Below are 18,136 nucleotides of genomic sequence, written 5' to 3'. Positions count from 1 at the left end.
ATGTTTGACGCCGCCCCCATAAAAAAAGTCTCGGTGGTTATTCCTGTCTATAACGAACAGGAAAGCCTGCCGGAATTGATAAGACGCACCACCACCGCCTGCGAGAGTCTGGGCAAAGCGTGGGAGATTTTATTGATAGATGATGGTAGCAGCGATAGCTCGGCGGAACTGATGGTTAAGGCGTCCCAGGAGGCCGATAGCCATATCATCTCTATTTTACTCAACCGTAACTACGGTCAACATGCAGCGATTATGGCGGGGTTTAGCCATGTAAGCGGCGATCTTATCATTACGCTGGATGCCGATCTGCAAAACCCGCCGGAAGAGATCCCGCGCCTGGTGGCGAAGGCCGATGAAGGGTTCGATGTGGTAGGCACCGTGCGACAGAACCGACAGGACAGCCTGTTTCGCAAATCGGCGTCAAAAATCATTAATCTGCTGATCCAGCGCACAACGGGCAAAGCGATGGGCGATTACGGCTGCATGTTACGCGCCTATCGCCGCCCTATTATCGATACTATGTTGCGCTGCCATGAACGCAGCACCTTTATCCCTATTCTGGCCAACATTTTCGCTCGTCGGGCTACCGAAATCCCGGTGCATCACGCTGAACGTGAATTTGGCGACTCTAAATACAGTTTTATGCGTCTCATTAACCTGATGTATGACCTGGTGACCTGCCTGACGACGACGCCTCTGCGCCTGTTGAGCCTGCTGGGCAGTGTTATCGCCATCGGCGGATTTAGCCTGTCGGTATTGCTTATTGTACTTCGCCTGGCGCTGGGACCGCAGTGGGCGGCGGAAGGCGTATTTATGCTCTTTGCCGTCCTGTTTACCTTCATCGGCGCGCAATTCATCGGCATGGGACTGCTGGGCGAATACATCGGTCGCATTTATAACGATGTCCGCGCCCGCCCCCGCTATTTTGTTCAACAAGTTATCTACCCGGAAAGCACGCCGTTTACTGAGGAAAGTCACCAATGAAAGCCGTTATTTTTGCCTATCACGATATGGGATGTCAGGGTGTGCAGGCCGTACTGGATGCCGGGTATGAGATTGCCGCGATTTTCACTCATGCCGACAATCCTGCGGAAAACACCTTTTTTGGCTCCGTCTCCCGGCTGGCGGCAGAATTAGGGATTCCGGTTTATGCGCCGGATAACGTAAACCATCCTATCTGGGTCGACCGCATCGCTGAACTTGCGCCGGATATTATTTTTTCGTTCTATTACCGTAACCTGTTAAGCGAAGAAATTCTGCACCTCGCCCCGGCTGGCGCGTTCAATCTGCATGGTTCTCTATTGCCTGCCTATCGTGGCCGTGCGCCGCTAAACTGGGTTCTGGTTAACGGCGAAAGCGAAACGGGCGTAACGCTACATCGTATGGTCAAACGTGCCGACGCCGGAGAGATTGTCGCCAGTCAACGCGTCGCTATTGCGCAGGACGATGTTGCGCTTACCCTGCATCATAAGCTATGTCAGGCCGCGCGCCAGTTGCTTAATAGCGTCCTGCCCACCATGAAATGCGGCGATATACCTTCTGTTCCTCAGCGTGAATCTGACGCTACATATTATGGTCGCCGCAGGCCGGAAGATGGCCTTATCGACTGGCACAAACCGGTTTCCACGGTGTATAACCTGGTGCGGGCGGTAGCCGCCCCCTGGCCCGGCGCGTTCAGCTATAACGGCTCGCAAAAATTCACTATCTGGTCTTCCCGAATTTGTCCGGGTGCACAGGGCGCGCTTCCCGGCTCGGTAATTTCGGTCTCTCCGCTGCGGGTCGCCTGCGCCGATGGCGCGCTGGAGATTATTACCGGCCAGGCCGGAGACGGTATTACTGTACAGGGCTCGCAGCTTGCACAGACGCTTGGTCTGGTGGCGGGCGCGCGTTTGAACCGTCCATCAGCGACCAGCGGTAAACGTCGCATTCGCGTTCTCATCCTCGGCGTCAACGGTTTTATCGGCAATCATTTGACCGAACGGTTACTGAATGAAGAGAATTACGAGGTCTACGGTATGGATATCGGCAGCAACGCCATTAGCCGATTCCTGCTCCACCCTCGCTTTCATTTCGTGGAGGGAGATATCAGCATCCACTCAGAATGGATCGAATATCATGTCAAAAAATGTGATGTCGTACTGCCGCTGGTAGCAATTGCTACCCCGATTGAATACACCCGTAACCCGCTGCGCGTCTTTGAACTTGATTTTGAAGAAAATCTGCGGATTATTCGTTATTGCGTGAAATACCGTAAACGCGTGGTTTTCCCGTCTACCTCTGAAGTGTACGGCATGTGTACGGACGCCTCTTTTGACGAGGACAAATCGAATCTGATCGTCGGGCCGGTGAATAAGCCACGCTGGATTTACTCCGTTTCCAAACAGCTTCTCGACCGGGTGATTTGGGCTTATGGCGAAAAAGAGGGATTGCGCTTCACGCTTTTCCGTCCCTTTAACTGGATGGGGCCGCGGCTGGATAGCCTGAACGCGGCGCGTATCGGCAGTTCACGCGTGATAACGCAGTTGATTCTGAACCTGGTAGAAGGGACGCCGATCAAGCTTATCGACGGCGGTCAGCAGAAGCGCTGTTTCACCGATATTCGTGACGGGATCGAAGCATTGTTCCGCATTATTGTGAATGAGGGCGATCGGTGCGATGGCAAAATCATTAATATCGGCACCCCTGAAAACGAAGCCAGTATTCAGGAACTGGCGACGCTGTTGCTCGACAGTTTTGATAAGCATCCGCTGCGCTGCCATTTCCCACCGTTTGCCGGTTTCCAGGTCGTCGAAAGCCGTAGTTATTACGGCAAGGGTTATCAGGATGTCGCACACCGGAAACCCAGTATCGACAATGCCAGGCGCTGTCTGGACTGGGAACCGTCTATTGCGATGCGTGATACGGTTGAAGAAACGCTGGACTTCTTCCTGCGCAGCGTAGATGTCGCGGAACGCGCATCATGACGAAAGTCGGTTTACGCATTGATGTTGATACCTTGCGAGGAACGCGTGAAGGTGTCCCCCGGCTGCTGGCGACATTGCATCGCCACGGCGTTCAGGCCAGCTTTTTCTTCAGCGTCGGGCCGGACAATATGGGACGTCATCTTTGGCGTCTGATAAAACCGCGATTTTTATGGAAAATGCTACGTTCAAACGCCGCTTCGCTCTACGGTTGGGATATTCTGCTGGCCGGTACCGCCTGGCCGGGAAAAAATATCGGCAACGCCAATGCCGGGATTATTCGTGAAACGGCAACATACCATGAGACGGGACTACATGCCTGGGATCACCATGCGTGGCAGACTCACAGCGGCCACTGGAGTATCCGCCAGCTTGAAGAAGATATTGCGCGCGGCATAACGGCGCTTGAGGCCATTATCGGAAAACCCGTCACCTGCTCAGCTGCGGCCGGCTGGCGAGCGGATGGGCGCGTTGTTCGTGCGAAAGAACCGTTCAACCTGCGGTATAACAGCGATTGCCGTGGAACCACCTTATTCCGTCCGCTACTGATGCCGGGCCAGACAGGGACGCCGCAAATCCCCGTCACCTTACCCACGTGGGATGAGGTTATCGGCCCCGCCGTTCAGGCGCAGTCGTTCAATACCTGGATTATCTCCCGTATGTTGCAGGACAAAGGCACGCCGGTATATACCATCCATGCGGAAGTCGAAGGTATTGTCCATCAGCCGCTGTTTGAAGATTTGCTCGTTCGTGCACGTGACGCGGGGATCACCTTTTGTCCTCTGGGCGAACTGCTGCCGACATCGCCTGAGTCTCTGCCGTTGGGGCAAATTGTACGTGGGCACATCCCTGGCCGTGAAGGTTGGCTGGGGTGTCAACAGGCCGCGAGCGCCTCATGATGAAATCGATACGCTATTATCTGGCTTTCGCCGCGTTTATTGCGCTCTACTATGTTATTCCTGTCAATAGCCGCCTGCTCTGGCAGCCGGATGAAACGCGCTATGCCGAAATAAGTCGGGAGATGCTGGCGTCTGGCGACTGGATCGTGCCGCATTTTCTGGGATTACGTTATTTTGAAAAACCGATAGCCGGTTACTGGATAAACAGTCTGGGTCAGTGGCTTTTTGGCGCCACCAATTTTGGCGTGCGGGCTGGCGCTATTTTAACGACATTGCTGGCCGCAGCGCTGGTGGCGTGGCTGACGTTCCGCTTATGGCGGGATAAACGTACCGCGTTGCTCGCCTCCGTTATCTTTCTCTCCCTCTTTGCCGTTTACAGTATCGGGACGTATGCGGTACTCGACCCGATGATCGCGCTTTGGCTTACGGCCGGGATGTGTTGTTTCTGGCAGGGGATGCAGGCCACGACCCGAACGGGCAAGATTGGGATGTTTTTACTACTGGGCGCAACCTGCGGTCTGGGTGTATTAACTAAAGGCTTCCTCGCCCTGGCCGTACCGGTGGTGAGCGTGCTGCCGTGGGTTATTGTCCAGAAACGCTGGAAGGACTTTTTGCTTTACGGCTGGCTAGCGGTCTTGAGCTGCTTTGTGGTTGTCCTTCCCTGGGCGATCGCCATTGCGCGACGCGAAGCCGATTTCTGGCATTACTTTTTCTGGGTGGAGCATATCCAGCGATTCGCCATGAGCGATGCCCAGCATAAAGCCCCTTTCTGGTACTATCTGCCGGTACTGCTCGCGGGAAGTTTACCGTGGCTGGGGTTACTGCCTGGCGCGCTTAAACTGGGCTGGCGCGAGCGAAACGGCGCATTCTATTTGCTCGGATGGACGATCATGCCGCTTCTCTTTTTCAGTATTGCGAAAGGGAAACTGCCCACCTATGTTCTTTCCTGTTTCGCACCGATAGCGATACTCATGGCGCGCTTCGTCCTGCATAACGTAAAAGAAGGCGTCGCCGCGCTACGTGTCAACGGCGGGATCAACCTGGTGTTCGGGTTAGTCGGGATCGTCGCGGCGTTTGTCGTCTCCTCATGGGGCCCGCTGAAATCGCCGGTGTGGACGCATATCGAAACCTATAAAGTTTTTTGCGTCTGGGGCGTCTTTACTGTTTGGGCGTTTGTGGGCTGGTATAGCCTCTGTCATAGCCAAAAATACCTATTACCCGCGTTTTGTCCGCTGGGACTGGCGCTGCTGTTCGGCTTTTCCGTCCCCGACAGGGTGATGGAGTCCAAACAGCCACAGTTTTTTGTCGAAATGACCCAGGCGCCTTTGGCATCAAGCCGCTATATTCTTGTCGACAACGTCGGCGTCGCCGCCGGGCTGGCCTGGAGTCTGAAACGAGACGATATTATGCTCTACGGACACGCGGGCGAACTCAGGTATGGTCTTAGCTATCCTGATGTGCAGGATAAATTCGTTAAAGCCGACGATTTTAACGCCTGGCTCAACCAGCATCGTCAGGAGGGCATTATTACGCTAGTACTTTCAATAGCCAAAGATGAAGACATCAGCGCTCTTTCCCTTCCCCCTGCGGACAATATTGATTATCAGGGGCGTCTGGTGTTAATTCAGTATCGGCCTAAATGATCGGCGTCGTTCTGGTGCTTGCCAGTCTGCTCAGCGTTGGCGGTCAGCTCTGCCAGAAGCAAGCGACACGGCCATTGACGGCGGGCGGACGCCGCCGTCACCTGATGCTGTGGCTGGGCCTGGCGCTGATATGCATGGGTGCAGCGATGGTGCTGTGGCTGCTGGTGCTACAAACCCTGCCGGTGGGAATTGCTTACCCGATGTTGAGTCTGAATTTTGTCTGGGTCACGCTGGCGGCATGGAAAATCTGGCATGAACAGGTTCCGCCCCGCCACTGGTTGGGCGTCGCATTGATTATCAGCGGCATTATCATTCTGGGGAGTGCGGCATAATGGGCGTAATGTGGGGACTGATAAGCGTTGCGATTGCCTCCCTCGCCCAGTTGAGTTTAGGATTCGCCATGATGCGGCTGCCATCGATAGCGCATCCACTGGCGTTTATTTCCGGACTGGGCGCATTTAATGCCGCGACCCTGGCACTATTCGCCGGTTTGGCGGGGTATCTGGTTTCCGTCTTCTGCTGGCATAAAACATTACACACGCTCGCGCTCAGCAAAGCCTATGCGCTGCTGAGTCTCAGCTATGTGCTTGTCTGGGTAGCCTCAATGTTGTTACCCGGTTTGCAAGGCGCTTTCAGCCTAAAAGCGATGCTCGGCGTATTGTGCATTATGGCGGGGGTAATGCTGATTTTTCTGCCCGCCAGATCATGATGGCTTGCGCGTCAATCGCTGCCATTCGTCGCAGGAATAACAGCGTGCATCAACGATTTTTAAGGTCTGGTGTTTTTCCCGATTAATACAATACTGCGCATCCTGTAAAGGCGACAGGATATCGCCGGGACTCAGTAATATCATGGAATTCGCCTCGGCGATCATTTTTAGCGAACCGCCGCTATCGCACAGCACCAGAACATGGCACGCCCTCTTTTTGACATAATGCGATTTCTTAACCAACCATTCCATAGCGCCCCCGTTTCACGCTGATTGTTCATAACACGTTACACATCAACGGATAAACAAAACGGCAATAGCGATGGAATGGTTGTATATTAACCTAACATTAATTTTTACAGCTCTCACACACCCACTGCTGGAGCGCACGGCGAGATATTTTAATCCCTCCGTTTTTCAGTTCTGACGGCAGTGTCAACCAGCGAACCGGCTGCTGAAAACGCGCCAGCTTATCGCGAACCCATTCAGCGAGGTTCACGTCTCCGGCCTGCGATGCATACTCCACAACCGCAACGGGACGATGACCAAACTCTTTATCTTCTACCGGCACGACGAAGGCTTGTTGCACCAGCGGATGCGCGTTAATAACGCGTTCGACTTCCTCCGGCTGAATGCCTTCGCCGCCGCTAAAGAACAGGTTGTCCAGCCGCCCGGCGATGGTTAGCCTGCCGTGGTTCAGCTCGCCGCGATCGCGCGTGGCAAACCAACCCTCGTCATTAACCAGCGGGATCAGTTTGCCATCACGCCAGTAACCTTCCGCCATACTGGCGGCGCGCAGCCAGACTTCATTATCGACGATTCTGATCTCTCTGCCGGGAAGCGGCGCGCCCACATCATCCGAACCATCGGCCTCTTTGGCGCATACCGTAGACGCGAACTCCGTTAGCCCATACCCGCACCAGCAACGAATCCCTTGTTTGCTGGCCTGGTCGGTGAGTTCAACCGGAATCACCGCGCCGCCGAGCAAAACGGCTTTCAGCGTCACCGCCGCCCGATTCGCCAGCAACCGCCATAGCTGCGTCGGCACCAGCGAAGCATGAGTACACCCTGCCAGCATCTGCTCCAGCGGTTGCTTATCGCGTACCGTCATGCGCGCCCCGGCGAAGAGCCAACGCCACATAATACCCTGCCCGGATACATGAAACAGCGGCAGCGATAGCAGCCAGTCATCCTGAGGGCCAAACGGCATTAGCGAAAGCACCCCCTGCGCGCTGGCAAGATGCGCCTGGCACGTATGTACAGCCGCTTTTGGCAATCCTGTGGAACCCGATGTCAGCGTCATAGAAACCAGACGCTGCGGTTGCCAGGCCACGGCATACGCCGCTGTGCTCTTTTGTATCTGCAACGCGGTTAACCCGGAAAATACGTTTTCGCCTTCCAGTGTCAGCGCAAAACGCAGCGTTAACTTCGGCACCAGCGCCTCCAGCAATGTCTGGGGCAACTGCGGATTGACGGGCAGAACCCGCGCGCCGCACTGCATCAGCGCAAGCCATGCCAACACAGTGCGCGGCTGATTCCCGGCGCGCAGCAGGACACCATCGCCCTCGCGTACGCCCTGCGCGGCAAACCCGCCCGCCAGCGCATCAATACGCTCACAAAGGGCGCGCCAGCTTAGCACTTCATCGTTCAGGCGCAGAGCGGGCGCCTGACTGCGAACCTGACGCCAGTGGCGCCACGGCCAGTCCGTGAATGTCATAACAGTCGTTCCAGCTCATCACGCTTCAGACAAGGCAACGCGCTACCGGGCCAGGGACGAACCTGTTGCGCCTGCATCAGATGCAAGGTATCCAGTCCAGGCAGCGTTCCCGGCGTCAACCAGGCGGCAATCCGCGCCAGTTGCGTCAGGCCGAGGCTGGACTCGATCGAAGAGCTGATGACCGCCGTCAGTCCCAACGCATGGGCGGCAGCGACTTGCTCACGCACTTTATCAAGCGATCCGGTCAGCGTAGGTTTGATAACCACAGCCTTGACGCCCTCTTCGGCTTCAAAGGTGAAATCCGCTTCGCGCAGACTTTCGTCCCAGGCAATCGCGATGCCGGTTTCACGGGCAAAGGCGCGGGAATCATCCTGCGTCTTACACGGTTCTTCGAGAAAGGCGATACGAGCGCGGTAGTCCGGATTAACATACTTTGCGAACTGTTGGGCTTTTAGCGGCGTCCAGGCGCGATTCGCATCCAGACGCAGATGCAGATCCGGGATCGCCTCCAGCAGCAAATTAACCACCATGCCGTCGCGTACCGCTTCATAGAGACCCACTTTGACCTTAGCGATTTTCTCGCCGGGCATATCGGCAAGCCGCAGCACCAAATCGTCAGGATCGCCAGTGCATAACGGCGCGGCGCGATAGTCCGCCGCCTCCGGCAAGACGCCAGTCAGTTCCGCCAGCGCGCAGCTTGCGCCAAACGCGACCGAAGGCATCTCCGGTAATCCCTCGCTCCCCTGAAGCCAGTCGTTCACCCATGGCAGGAGCGCCGTCTGCGCCTCTTCCCACGTTTCCTGACTGAAGCCCGGCAGCGGGGAGATCTCTCCCCATCCCTCACGCTCGCCGTCACGCAGACAAACATACAGCCCATCGCGAGTTTTTAACCGCCTGTCGCGCAGAACCACCCCCGCGTCCATGGGGATCTGCCAGCGGTATACCTGCGCGCTACGCATTATGGGTTCCGTTTGAATTTGCTGAAGTCAGGCTGACGCTTCTGGTTAAAGGCGTTACGGCCTTCCTGCCCTTCTTCAGTCATGTAGAACAGCATGGTAGCGTTGCCGGCCAGCTCCTGCAGCCCGGCCTGACCGTCACAATCGGCATTCAGCGCCGCTTTCAGGCAACGCAGCGCCATCGGACTGTTTTGCAACATTTCGCGGCACCAGCGCACGGTCTCTTTTTCCAGATCCGCCAGCGGCACAACGGTGTTAACCAGCCCCATGTCCAGCGCCTGTTGCGCATCGTACTGGCGGCACAGGAACCAGATTTCACGCGCTTTCTTCTGACCAACGATACGCGCCATATACGAAGCGCCCCAGCCGCCGTCAAAGGAGCCGACTTTCGGACCGGTCTGGCCGAAGATGGCGTTTTCCGCCGCGATGGTCAGGTCACACATCATGTGCAGCACATGACCACCGCCGATGGAATATCCCGCGACCATCGCGACAACCGGTTTTGGACAGGTGCGAATCTGGCGCTGGAAATCCAGCACGTTCAGGTGATGCACGCCGGAGTCATCCTGATAACCGCCGTAATCGCCGCGCACCTTCTGGTCGCCGCCCGCGCAAAACGCTTTATCGCCTTCGCCGGTCAGAATAATCACGCCCACGTTGTCGTCGTAACGGGCATCCGCCAGCGCCTGAATCATCTCTTTGACGGTCAACGGACGAAATGCATTGCGCACCTGCGGACGATTAATAGTGATTTTTGCAATACCGTCGGTGGATTTTTCATAACGAATGTCGGTGTAACCCTCCGAGCAGTCGTGCCATTCTACCGGTGCGTAAAGCATTGTTTCATCAGGATAGATCATAGTGTGTCCTTTAGTCAGAGACGCAGAATCTGAGCCAGACTGTCTACCACGCCAGCGGGGTTTTCCCGGTGCGCGTTGTGTCCGGCGTTACGAATAACATGGCATGTCGCCGCCACTTCCTGCGCCAGGGCGCGGAATTTGCTGTCGCGTTCGCCACATAAATAATAAAACGGAAATGCCAGCGCGTTGAGCGCCTCGCGTAAATCCGGCTGGGCGGCAAGCGATGTCGCCTCCAGCATCGCAGCCAGCGTTTCGCCGTTATTCTGGCTACGCAGCGCCGTCAGCGCCTGCCTTTGCTGCGCCGTCAGCGAGGCGAACACCGGCTGCTGATACCAGTCGTGAAAAACCTCAGTCAGGGGTTCACGACGAAAACGCTCTGCCCAGCGCCCGTCGGACAATCGTCTTTCAGCGCGCGCCTGTTCATTTTGCAGCCCCGGATGACCGCCTTCGACCACCAGGCCGCACAGGCCTGGTATTCCCTGGCAGGCTACCATCATCGCCACCCGGCCTCCAAGAGAGTATCCCACCAACCAAAACTTTAGGATGTTGTAACTAATTAACGTAGCGCGCAGTAATCTGATGACATCGGCAAAGCCGCCGACCGGAATAGCCGTAGATCCGCCATGTCCCGGTAAGTCAATATAAAGCCGCGAACAGCCGTGAAACTGTTCGCCAACCGACTGCCATTCGCGGCAATCGCCAGAAAAACCGTGCAGGAAAACCAGCGAGGGCGCCCCAGGCTGTCCGGGCATGTGCTGCGCGTGCAACATCATAGATGGCTTACCTGAGCCAAAAGTTGCTGCAACGTCTGCGCGCCGTCCGTATCGTTTACCACCAGCTCAATCACCGTTGTCGCCGGGGTTCGCCACGCGCCAGCCAGCACAGACTCCAGTTCTTCCCAGTTTTCCGGGCGATGATAGCGCAGGTTAAACATGGCGGCCGCATGGTCAAAATGGACGTTTTGCGGCATCAAATAAAAGCGCTCACGTTTGCTTTGCGGCGTCGGCAGCAGGGAAAAGATCTGCCCGCCGTTATTGTTGACCACAATCAACACAAACGGCGCGGATACCTGACGTAGTAACGCCAGCGCGTTAAGATCGTACAGCGCGGATAAATCGCCGACGATAGCCAACGTCGATTTGGCGCTGGCGCGCTGCACGCCCGCCGCCGTGGAAAGCAGGCCGTCAATGCCGCTCGCTCCGCGATTGCTGTATACCGGATAGCCGGCCGGCAACTGTGACAGCGCGTCGATCAGACGCACCACCAGACTATTGCCCACGAACAATTGCCCCTGCTCCGGCAAATAATCGCGGATACGGTGCGCCAGCTGCGCTTCGCCAAAGGTGTCTCGCTGCGCGACCACCCGTTGCCACGCCAGTTCCGCCAGACGCGGGATCTCTACACACCACGGTTTACGTTTTTCCGCCGGATGCATCTCCAGCCAGTCGGCGATTTTCGCTACCAGTCTGCGTCCACGATGGTGCGCCGGGTCCAGACGACCTTCAATATTGTCGATTACCCAATACTCTTCCGGCTCGCAGGTTGCCTGCCATTGCAGTAAGCGTTTTCCGGTAAGGCTACTGCCAAGCTGGACGACAATCTGCGCCTGCTGCAGTTCGGTCACCGCTTTGGCGTTGCCGAGCCACAGGTCGGCGCACGGCAGCGGCTGCCCGGTTTGCGACAATACGTCGCCAATTAATGGCCATCCCAGAGTTTGCGCCCACTGCGCCACTTTTTTGCCTTCTTCCGCGCTCATACGCCCGGCGACGACAACGCCGCGTTTTTGTCTCCAGAAGAACCAGTCGCGCTGTTTGTCGCTTTCCAGTCGACGCGCTTCGCGCAGCCAGGGTTTTTCATCCTGCCACCAGTCACCGAGACGCTGCTGCCAGACCAGGCCGGTGTCATTCATATCGCCATACAGCGGTTCGGCAAAAGGACAGTTAATGTGCAGCGCGCCCGCATGAAGCATGGCGAGCGCATTATCGATGGTCGACACCAGCCAGCGCGCCGGAATATCCTGCGTGGGACGCGGCAACGACAGAGTTTGGGAGGGGTGCGAGGCAAACATCCCCGCCTGACGGATCGCCTGGTTGGCACCGCAGTCAATCAGCTCCGGCGGGCGATCGGCGGTAAGTAAAATGAGCTTCTCGCCCGTCAGACCCGCCTCAATCAGCGCCGGATAGAGGTTCGCCACGGCGGTACCTGAAGTGACAATAACGGCAACCGGCTGTTGGCTGACTTTCGCCAGCCCTAACGCCAGATGACCAAGCCCACGCTCATCAAAGTGCGTATGGTGAATAAAAGCAGGATTCTCTGCCGCCGCCAACGTGAGCGGCGTGGAACGGGAACCAGGGGCGATACAAACATGCCTGACGCCATGACGGGTTAAGGCTTCCAGGATGACCGCCGCCCAGCGCCGGTTAAATGCACTTACTGACATGAGTTTGTCCGGTATCAATCATTGGGACTAAGTATAAAGAGCTGCAAAAATGGATTATTGATATGGGTCGGGAATATGTGACTCATTACGCATCCATCTGCAATAAGGTACGTAACCCGGCCGCTTTATTATCTATTTCCTGCCATTCCTGTTCTGGATCGGAGCCGCGGACGATTCCCGCGCCGGCATACAATCGCACCACATTGGCCGTCACTTTGGCTGAACGTAACGTCACGCAAAACTCACTTTGCCGCGTGGAGAGATAGCCTGCCGACCCGGCATACCATTCACGTTCGAACGGCTCATGTTGTTCTATAAAACAACGCGCGGGTTCACGAGGGATCCCGGCGACCGCTGCGGTAGGCTGTAACTGGTGCAGGCAGAGCGTGTCGTCCGCCTGATTAAGCGCCGTCCAGATACAGCGGCGCAAATGCTGTACCTTGCGCAGTCTGAGCACCTGCGGCGGCAGCACATCCAGCGAGTGGGTACAGTTTTGCAGTCGCTGGCAGATGTCTTCGACAACCAGCATATTTTCTCGCTGGTTTTTATCGTCTTTCATTAACCATTCGCCAAGCTGCCAGGCTTTATGGTTATCCGGATGGTTCGCCACCGTCCCAGCCAGCGCTTCGGTACGCAGCGCCGTTTCACGCCGCCGCCAGAGCCGCTCCGGCGATGAGCCCAGAAAGGCGGTATCGGCGGAAAAGGCCATAAAAAAGTGGTAGCAGTTGAGATTTAAACGACGACTGGACGCCATCATCGCGGCGGCATTGACCGGACGGGAGAATTGTAAGTCGGTGGCCCGCGCCAGCACAACTTTATCAAACGCCTCTTGCGCAATGGTGTGGGTGGCCTGCTGAATTAGCTTCACCCAACCGTCTTTGTCCGGCCAGTGCTGTTCGCTCGTGAGCGAAAGGCGTAGCGCCGGAACAGGCTTAATACCGACCAGAGAAGCGAGAAACGCTTTCGCCTGGCGCGCATCATCGCGTAGCGAAACGTCACTGTGCAGATGTAAGCGTAAGGTCGCCGTACCCCCGCTACGTCGCCACTCCAGCCGCGGCAGCAATAAGTAGCCCTCTTTCGGCTCGAACGCATTCAGCCCCCAAATACGCAGGTCAGGCTGCGCGTGCTGACGTAAAAACCGTTGCGCCAGATCGAGCGATGAAAAAACGGTGATTGCCCCGAGAACGGCAGCTTCTTCGTCGCCATTGCGCTGTTGCCAGTAGAATTGCGGAAAGGATGACTGGCTGGCCAGCCAGCTCAATGCATCGAAGGCATCGTTTAAAGGGAAAGGCGCATCGAAAACGCAAAGCCCTGGCGTCGCCGGTATCTCTTGCGATAGCTGACGCGTCAGATTTTCCAGCGCAGTAGTAATAGAATGCACGCGGACCCTCCCTGTTAAAAACCCCACATTATACGGGGTACTGCCCTAAAAAAGCAGTACCTCATTTAGGGAGGGTTGCAATTCTGTTCAGTGGGGGGATTTAGCGCCGCGCCAGCAGCAGTCCAAGTACCAGTCCTACCGCCGCGCCTACGCCAATACCCTGCCAGGGTTTTTCATGAACGTAGTCATCCGCTTTATAAACGGCTTGCTTTGCCCGGTAATAATAGCTATCCGACGCATGGCTTACGCGGTTTTTCACCTCTTCCAGCGCTTGTTCCGCGCGGGCTTTCAGCTCAATGTATTTTTGATCGGCGGGATCGCCTGAGGAACGTAAAACCTCTTCCAGCGTTTCGCTGAGCAAAGTCAGATCATCATCAACACGTGATTCACCAAATTGATATGACATTCTCATTCTCCGTTGTGTTAACACCTGCTCCTAACTATAGTCAACGGTTTCGGTTTATGCCTGATGAACCTCCCGCGCCATTCCCCGGTGCGGAATGCCGTCTTCGTCATAAACATCGGTGACGGGAATAAAACCAAACCGCGCATAAAAAGGTTGCAGATGCGCCTGCGCCCCCAGATATAGCGGCTTATCCGGCCAGTGCCGCCCACAAGATTCCAGCGTTTTCGCCATTAATTGCTGGCCCAGTTTCGCCCCTCGCCAGGCATCGCTGACGATCACCCGGCCAATGACAACCGGGTCTGATTCGTTATCGCTTTTCAGAATCCTCGCATACGCCACCAGCTCATCCTGATGCCAGCCCAGAATATGCCGATTGTCGCCGACTAAATCATCGCCATCCACATCCAGGTAAGGACAGCGCTGTTCTACCACAAAGACCGCGCAGCGCAATTTGAGTAACGCGTAAAGTTGAGGAACGGTAAGTTCGCTATGGTGGAGATCCTGCCAGTCAATCATGATGCGCTCCTGTGTTGTGGTAATCTTGGGTTAAACGATAACCAAACGTGTATGGACAAGATGGAATTAATTTTTTTAGGTACGTCCGCAGGCGTTCCCACGCGCTCACGCAATGTAACGGCAATTTTATTACATCTGCAACATCCAACGCAGCCGGGAGTATGGCTTTTTGATTGCGGCGAAGGGACACAGCATCAAATGCTTAATACCGCGTTTCATCCCGGTAAGCTTGAGCGCATTTTTATCAGCCATCTTCACGGAGATCATCTGTTTGGCCTGCCGGGTCTGCTATGCAGCCGGTCGATGGCGGGGAATCCCCATCCGCTAACCGTATACGGGCCTCAAGGCGTGCGTGAGTTTATTGCAACCACACTGCGCCTTAGCGGTTCATGGACCGATTTTCCGTTGCAAATTGAAGAAATTAGCGCAGGCGATATTCTTGACGACGGTCTGCGTAAAGTGACCGCGTTCAGGCTGGAGCATCCACTGGAGTGCTACGGATATCGCGTTGTTGAACATGACAAGCCTGGCGCGCTGAATGCCAGGGCGTTAAAAGCCGCAGGCGTTACGCCCGGCCCGCTATTTCAGGCGTTGAAGGCAGGAAAAACCGTCACGCTTGCCGATGGAAGGCAGATCAATGGCGCCGACTACCTTGCTCCCGCCGTGGCCGGGAAATCAGTGGCGATTTTCGGCGATACCGCGCCCTGCGAGGCCGCCCTCGCGCTGGCGCAAGGCGTGGATGTGATGGTCCATGAAACCACGCTGGATGCGTCAATGGAGGAGAAAGCCAACGCTCGCGGACACAGCTCCCCCCGTCAAACCGCGACGCTGGCGCGGGAAGCTGCCGTCGGTCGGCTGATCATGACCCATATTAGCTCACGCTATGACGATAAAGGCTGTCAGCGCTTACTGGCGGAATGCCGCGCTATTTTCCCGGCGACGGAGCTGGCTTACGATTTTTCTGTTTTCCCGGTTTAGCGCTCCATTTTTTGTCCTCATTGCCGATAACACTAAAAAAGGCAGGCTTTCATAATGAGGTGAGGATGGACAATTTTCAGAAAGATATTGATGACAGGGCCAATTTAACCCTGTCAAACCGTTTTGAGCTGCTGTTATTCCGTCTTGGTACATCGCTGCATGAACAGAAGTCAGAGCTGTTCGGCATCAATGTATTTAAGCTGCGCGAAATCGTACCGATGCCCGCCTTTACGCGCCCGGCAGGCATGAAAGCGCCGCTATTGGGCATGGTCAATATTCGGGATCAGGTCATTCCGGTGATTGATTTGCCAGCGGTAGCGGGCTGCAAGCCGGAAACCGGGCTGAATATTTTGCTGATCACCGAATATGCGCGCAGCGTACAGGCATTTGCCGTCGAGTCGGTAGAAAATATTATGCGTCTTGACTGGCAGCAGGTGCATACCGCCGAGAAAGCCGTCAACGGTCGCTACATCACCAGTATTGCCTGCCTGGATGACAACAAAGAAACCAACAACCTGGCGCTGGTGCTCGACGTTGAGCAGATCCTTTATGATATTGTCCCCTCCAGCCACGATCTGCGCGCCACCAATCTGAAGACCAATAAATTTTATATTACCCCAGGCGCGGTAGCCATTGTGGCGGAAGACTCCAAAGTCGCCCGCGCGATGCTGGAAAAAGGGCTGAACGCAATGGGAATTCCGCATCAGATGCATGTGACCGGCAAGGATGCATGGGAGAGAATCCAGCAACTGACGCAGGAAGCGGAGGCCGAAGGTAAGCCAATTAGCGAGAAAATCGCGCTGGTCCTGACAGATCTTGAGATGCCGGAGATGGATGGCTTTACGTTAACGCGTAAAATTAAAACCGATGAACGGCTGAAAAAGATCCCGGTCGTTATTCACTCTTCCCTTTCCGGCAGCGCCAACGAAGATCATGTGCGTAAGGTGAAGGCCGACGGCTACGTCGCCAAATTTGAAATCAATGAACTCTCTTCAGTGATACAGGAAGTGATGGAGCGCGCGGCGCAAAACGTCAGCGGCCCGTTGGTAAGCCGGCAGTTGCTAAGTTAAATTCCGGTCGCTGAGACCTTACCTGCCGGATGGCGGCGCAAGCGCTTTATCCGGCCTACAATCCATAGTTATTTCAACGCATTACATCAGATAATAAAAAACCCGCTTCGTGAAGCGGGTTTTTCGTTTTTACTTATTGCTTACATCAACGGCGTCGCTAACTGCACAAGGCTAATCAGCGGCTGCGGCCAGACGCCCAGTACCAACACCAGCAACGCGGAGATCAGCACCACGATCCCGCCTGCGCTGTACTGCCAGTTTGTCGGCGCGTCGCGTCCCGGTTGCTGCGGCGCGTGCAGGTAGAGACTTACCGCAACACGCAGGTAGTAGTACAAACCAATCGCGGAACCCACCACCACGGCGGCGACCAGCCACCACAGGCTGGCCTGAACGCCGACCGCCAGCACGTAGAATTTGCCGATAAAGCCCAGCGTCATCGGGATACCTGCCAGCGACAGCATCATCACCGTCATCACCGCGGCAAGAACCGGACGGTGCCAGAACAGACCACGGTAAGAGTACAGAGAATCGGCATCCGGGCCGCGGAACGGGCTGGACATCAGGCTGACCACGCCAAACGCGCCGAGGCTGCTGAACAGATAACCGGCCAGGTAAACGCCAACCGCTTCCATCGACATCTCGCCGCTCTGCAGGGCAATCAGCGCCACCAGCAGATAGCCGAGGTGAGAGATAGAAGAGTAACCGAGCAGACGTTTGATGTTGGTCTGGCTCAGCGCCATCAGGTTACCGAAGATGATAGAGGCAAAGGCGATAATGCCCAGCACCACGCGTACCGCTTCGCTGTCGCCTACCGGCGCATAGAGGAACAGACGCATCACCACGCCGAAGATAGCGATTTTGCTCGCCGTCGCCAGGAAGGTGGAAACCGGCGCAGGCGCGCCCTGGTAAACGTCTGGCGTCCACAGGTGGAACGGCACCAGAGAGAGTTTAAAGCCCAGACCGACAATCATCAGGCCAAAGCCCGCCAGCAGCAACGGCTCGTGCAGCATACCATCGCCGAGGCTCTTACCGAGCGCTTCGAAAGACAGGTTGCCGGACTGCGCATAGACCAGCGCCATCCCGAACAGCAGGAAAGACGAGGCGGCGGCGGAGAGGATGGTGTATTTGATACTGGCTTCCAGCGAGCGCTTCTGGCGGAAAGCATAACCAATCAGGCCGAACAGCGGCAGCGAGATCAGTTCAATACCGAGGAACAGCGCCGCCAGATGGTTGGCATTCGCCAGCAGAATTCCCCCCAGGCTGGCGATTAACACCAGCAGGTAGAACTCTTCCTGGTTATCGTTATAGCCTTCCAGCCACGGGTAGGCAAAGGTGCAGGTGGCGAGGCTCGCCAGCAGCACCAGCCCGGTGTAGAGCATCGCAAAGCCGTCAACGCGCATCAGCGGCGTGACGTCCATTGCCCCGGCCTGGCCGACAAACCAAAGCGAAACCAGAGCAGCGTTAAGCCCAATGACCGACAGCGTGGCATTGAGGAAGTGATTGCGTCGCCACGCAATGGAGAGCATCACAACCACCACCGTCAAGCCGACGATCAGCAGCGGTAGCAGCGCAATCAGGTGTTGTGGAGTTATTGTCATGGC

18 protein-coding genes are annotated in these 18,136 nt (G+C 56.0%); 8 read left to right on the top strand and 10 right to left on the bottom strand.

Translation table 11 applies throughout. From position 1 onward, the window contains the following. From arnC to arnF, 6 genes are read left to right on the top strand one after another with little or no spacing between them, the layout of a single operon-like run. On the top strand, positions 1 to 984 hold the full coding sequence (arnC, locus tag NAZ64_RS19735) for an undecaprenyl-phosphate 4-deoxy-4-formamido-L-arabinose transferase (protein WP_000458893.1): 984 nt from the start codon (positions 1 to 3) through the stop codon (positions 982 to 984). Further along, positions 981 to 2,963: a bifunctional UDP-4-amino-4-deoxy-L-arabinose formyltransferase/UDP-glucuronic acid oxidase ArnA gene (gene arnA / locus NAZ64_RS19730; RefSeq protein WP_483641019.1), complete on the top strand. Its 1,983-nt coding sequence runs from the start codon at positions 981 to 983 to the stop codon at positions 2,961 to 2,963. Before arnC ends, arnA begins: the two co-directional genes overlap by 4 nt. Beyond that, a complete protein-coding gene (gene arnD / locus NAZ64_RS19725) occupies positions 2,960 to 3,859 on the top strand; it encodes a 4-deoxy-4-formamido-L-arabinose-phosphoundecaprenol deformylase (protein ID WP_000169760.1) in 900 nt (299 codons plus the stop codon). The genes arnA and arnD overlap by 4 nt, the downstream gene beginning before the upstream one ends. Continuing rightward, a complete protein-coding gene (gene arnT / locus NAZ64_RS19720; protein ID WP_000978056.1) occupies positions 3,856 to 5,502 on the top strand; it encodes a lipid IV(A) 4-amino-4-deoxy-L-arabinosyltransferase in 1,647 nt (548 codons plus the stop codon). The genes arnD and arnT overlap by 4 nt, the downstream gene beginning before the upstream one ends. Further along, positions 5,499 to 5,834, top strand: coding sequence for a 4-amino-4-deoxy-L-arabinose-phosphoundecaprenol flippase subunit ArnE (gene arnE, locus NAZ64_RS19715; RefSeq protein ID WP_000580685.1), 336 nt, complete (start codon positions 5,499 to 5,501; stop codon positions 5,832 to 5,834). Before arnT ends, arnE begins: the two co-directional genes overlap by 4 nt. Then, a complete protein-coding gene (gene arnF / locus NAZ64_RS19710) occupies positions 5,834 to 6,211 on the top strand; it encodes a 4-amino-4-deoxy-L-arabinose-phosphoundecaprenol flippase subunit ArnF (RefSeq protein ID WP_000538692.1) in 378 nt (125 codons plus the stop codon). Before arnE ends, arnF begins: the two co-directional genes overlap by 1 nt. Here the strand turns inward: arnF and pmrD are convergent. From pmrD to NAZ64_RS19665, 9 genes are all read right to left on the bottom strand, one after another. Then, the gene (gene pmrD, locus NAZ64_RS19705; RefSeq protein WP_000455132.1) at positions 6,206 to 6,463 is read right to left on the bottom strand and encodes a signal transduction protein PmrD; all 258 of its coding nucleotides are present in this window, start codon (positions 6,461 to 6,463) and stop codon (positions 6,206 to 6,208) included. The genes arnF and pmrD overlap by 6 nt on opposite strands. A gap of 97 nt (positions 6,464 to 6,560) precedes the next feature. Next, entirely contained in the window at positions 6,561 to 7,928 is a 1,368-nt protein-coding gene (menE, locus tag NAZ64_RS19700; protein ID WP_220569756.1) for an o-succinylbenzoate--CoA ligase, read from the bottom strand. Continuing rightward, complete coding sequence (gene menC / locus NAZ64_RS19695) at positions 7,925 to 8,887, bottom strand: o-succinylbenzoate synthase (RefSeq protein ID WP_483641018.1); 963 nt, start codon at positions 8,885 to 8,887, stop codon at positions 7,925 to 7,927. The genes menE and menC overlap by 4 nt, the downstream gene beginning before the upstream one ends. Further along, complete coding sequence (gene menB / locus NAZ64_RS19690; RefSeq protein WP_000640013.1) at positions 8,887 to 9,744, bottom strand: 1,4-dihydroxy-2-naphthoyl-CoA synthase; 858 nt, start codon at positions 9,742 to 9,744, stop codon at positions 8,887 to 8,889. Before menB ends, menC begins: the two co-directional genes overlap by 1 nt. Positions 9,745 to 9,758: 14 nt before the next feature. Beyond that, positions 9,759 to 10,517 carry a 2-succinyl-6-hydroxy-2,4-cyclohexadiene-1-carboxylate synthase gene (gene menH, locus NAZ64_RS19685; protein ID WP_079982485.1) on the bottom strand — a complete coding sequence of 253 codons (759 nt, stop codon included), beginning with the start codon at positions 10,515 to 10,517 and terminating at the stop codon, positions 9,759 to 9,761. Beyond that, positions 10,514 to 12,184: a 2-succinyl-5-enolpyruvyl-6-hydroxy-3-cyclohexene-1-carboxylic-acid synthase gene (menD, locus tag NAZ64_RS19680; RefSeq protein ID WP_001606480.1), complete on the bottom strand. Its 1,671-nt coding sequence runs from the start codon at positions 12,182 to 12,184 to the stop codon at positions 10,514 to 10,516. Before menD ends, menH begins: the two co-directional genes overlap by 4 nt. Before the next feature lie 85 nt (positions 12,185 to 12,269). Beyond that, entirely contained in the window at positions 12,270 to 13,565 is a 1,296-nt protein-coding gene (gene menF / locus NAZ64_RS19675) for an isochorismate synthase MenF (RefSeq protein WP_000555674.1), read from the bottom strand. Positions 13,566 to 13,665: 100 nt separating this feature from the next. Then, a complete protein-coding gene (gene elaB / locus NAZ64_RS19670) occupies positions 13,666 to 13,971 on the bottom strand; it encodes a stress response protein ElaB (protein WP_001522308.1) in 306 nt (101 codons plus the stop codon). Between the two features lie 54 nt (positions 13,972 to 14,025). Continuing rightward, positions 14,026 to 14,487: a GNAT family N-acetyltransferase gene (locus tag NAZ64_RS19665; protein WP_000568155.1), complete on the bottom strand. Its 462-nt coding sequence runs from the start codon at positions 14,485 to 14,487 to the stop codon at positions 14,026 to 14,028. A 60-nt stretch (positions 14,488 to 14,547) separates the two neighbouring features. Between NAZ64_RS19665 and rbn the strand changes: the two genes are divergently transcribed. Next, the gene (rbn, locus tag NAZ64_RS19660; protein WP_023139156.1) at positions 14,548 to 15,465 is read left to right on the top strand and encodes a ribonuclease BN; all 918 of its coding nucleotides are present in this window, start codon (positions 14,548 to 14,550) and stop codon (positions 15,463 to 15,465) included. Between the two features lie 65 nt (positions 15,466 to 15,530). Continuing rightward, positions 15,531 to 16,535, top strand: a complete 1,005-nt coding sequence (locus NAZ64_RS19655) for a chemotaxis protein (protein WP_058331728.1) — start codon at positions 15,531 to 15,533, stop codon at positions 16,533 to 16,535. Positions 16,536 to 16,675: 140 nt separating this feature from the next. Here the strand turns inward: NAZ64_RS19655 and nuoN are convergent, their stop codons facing one another. After that, on the bottom strand, positions 16,676 to 18,133 hold the full coding sequence (gene nuoN, locus NAZ64_RS19650) for an NADH-quinone oxidoreductase subunit NuoN (RefSeq protein WP_000156669.1): 1,458 nt from the start codon (positions 18,131 to 18,133) through the stop codon (positions 16,676 to 16,678). Between the last annotated feature and the right edge of the window lie 3 nt (positions 18,134 to 18,136).

It is taken from the genome of Salmonella sp. A1325, assembly GCF_056991255.1.
This window is presented reverse-complemented; position numbering and strand designations above follow the sequence as displayed.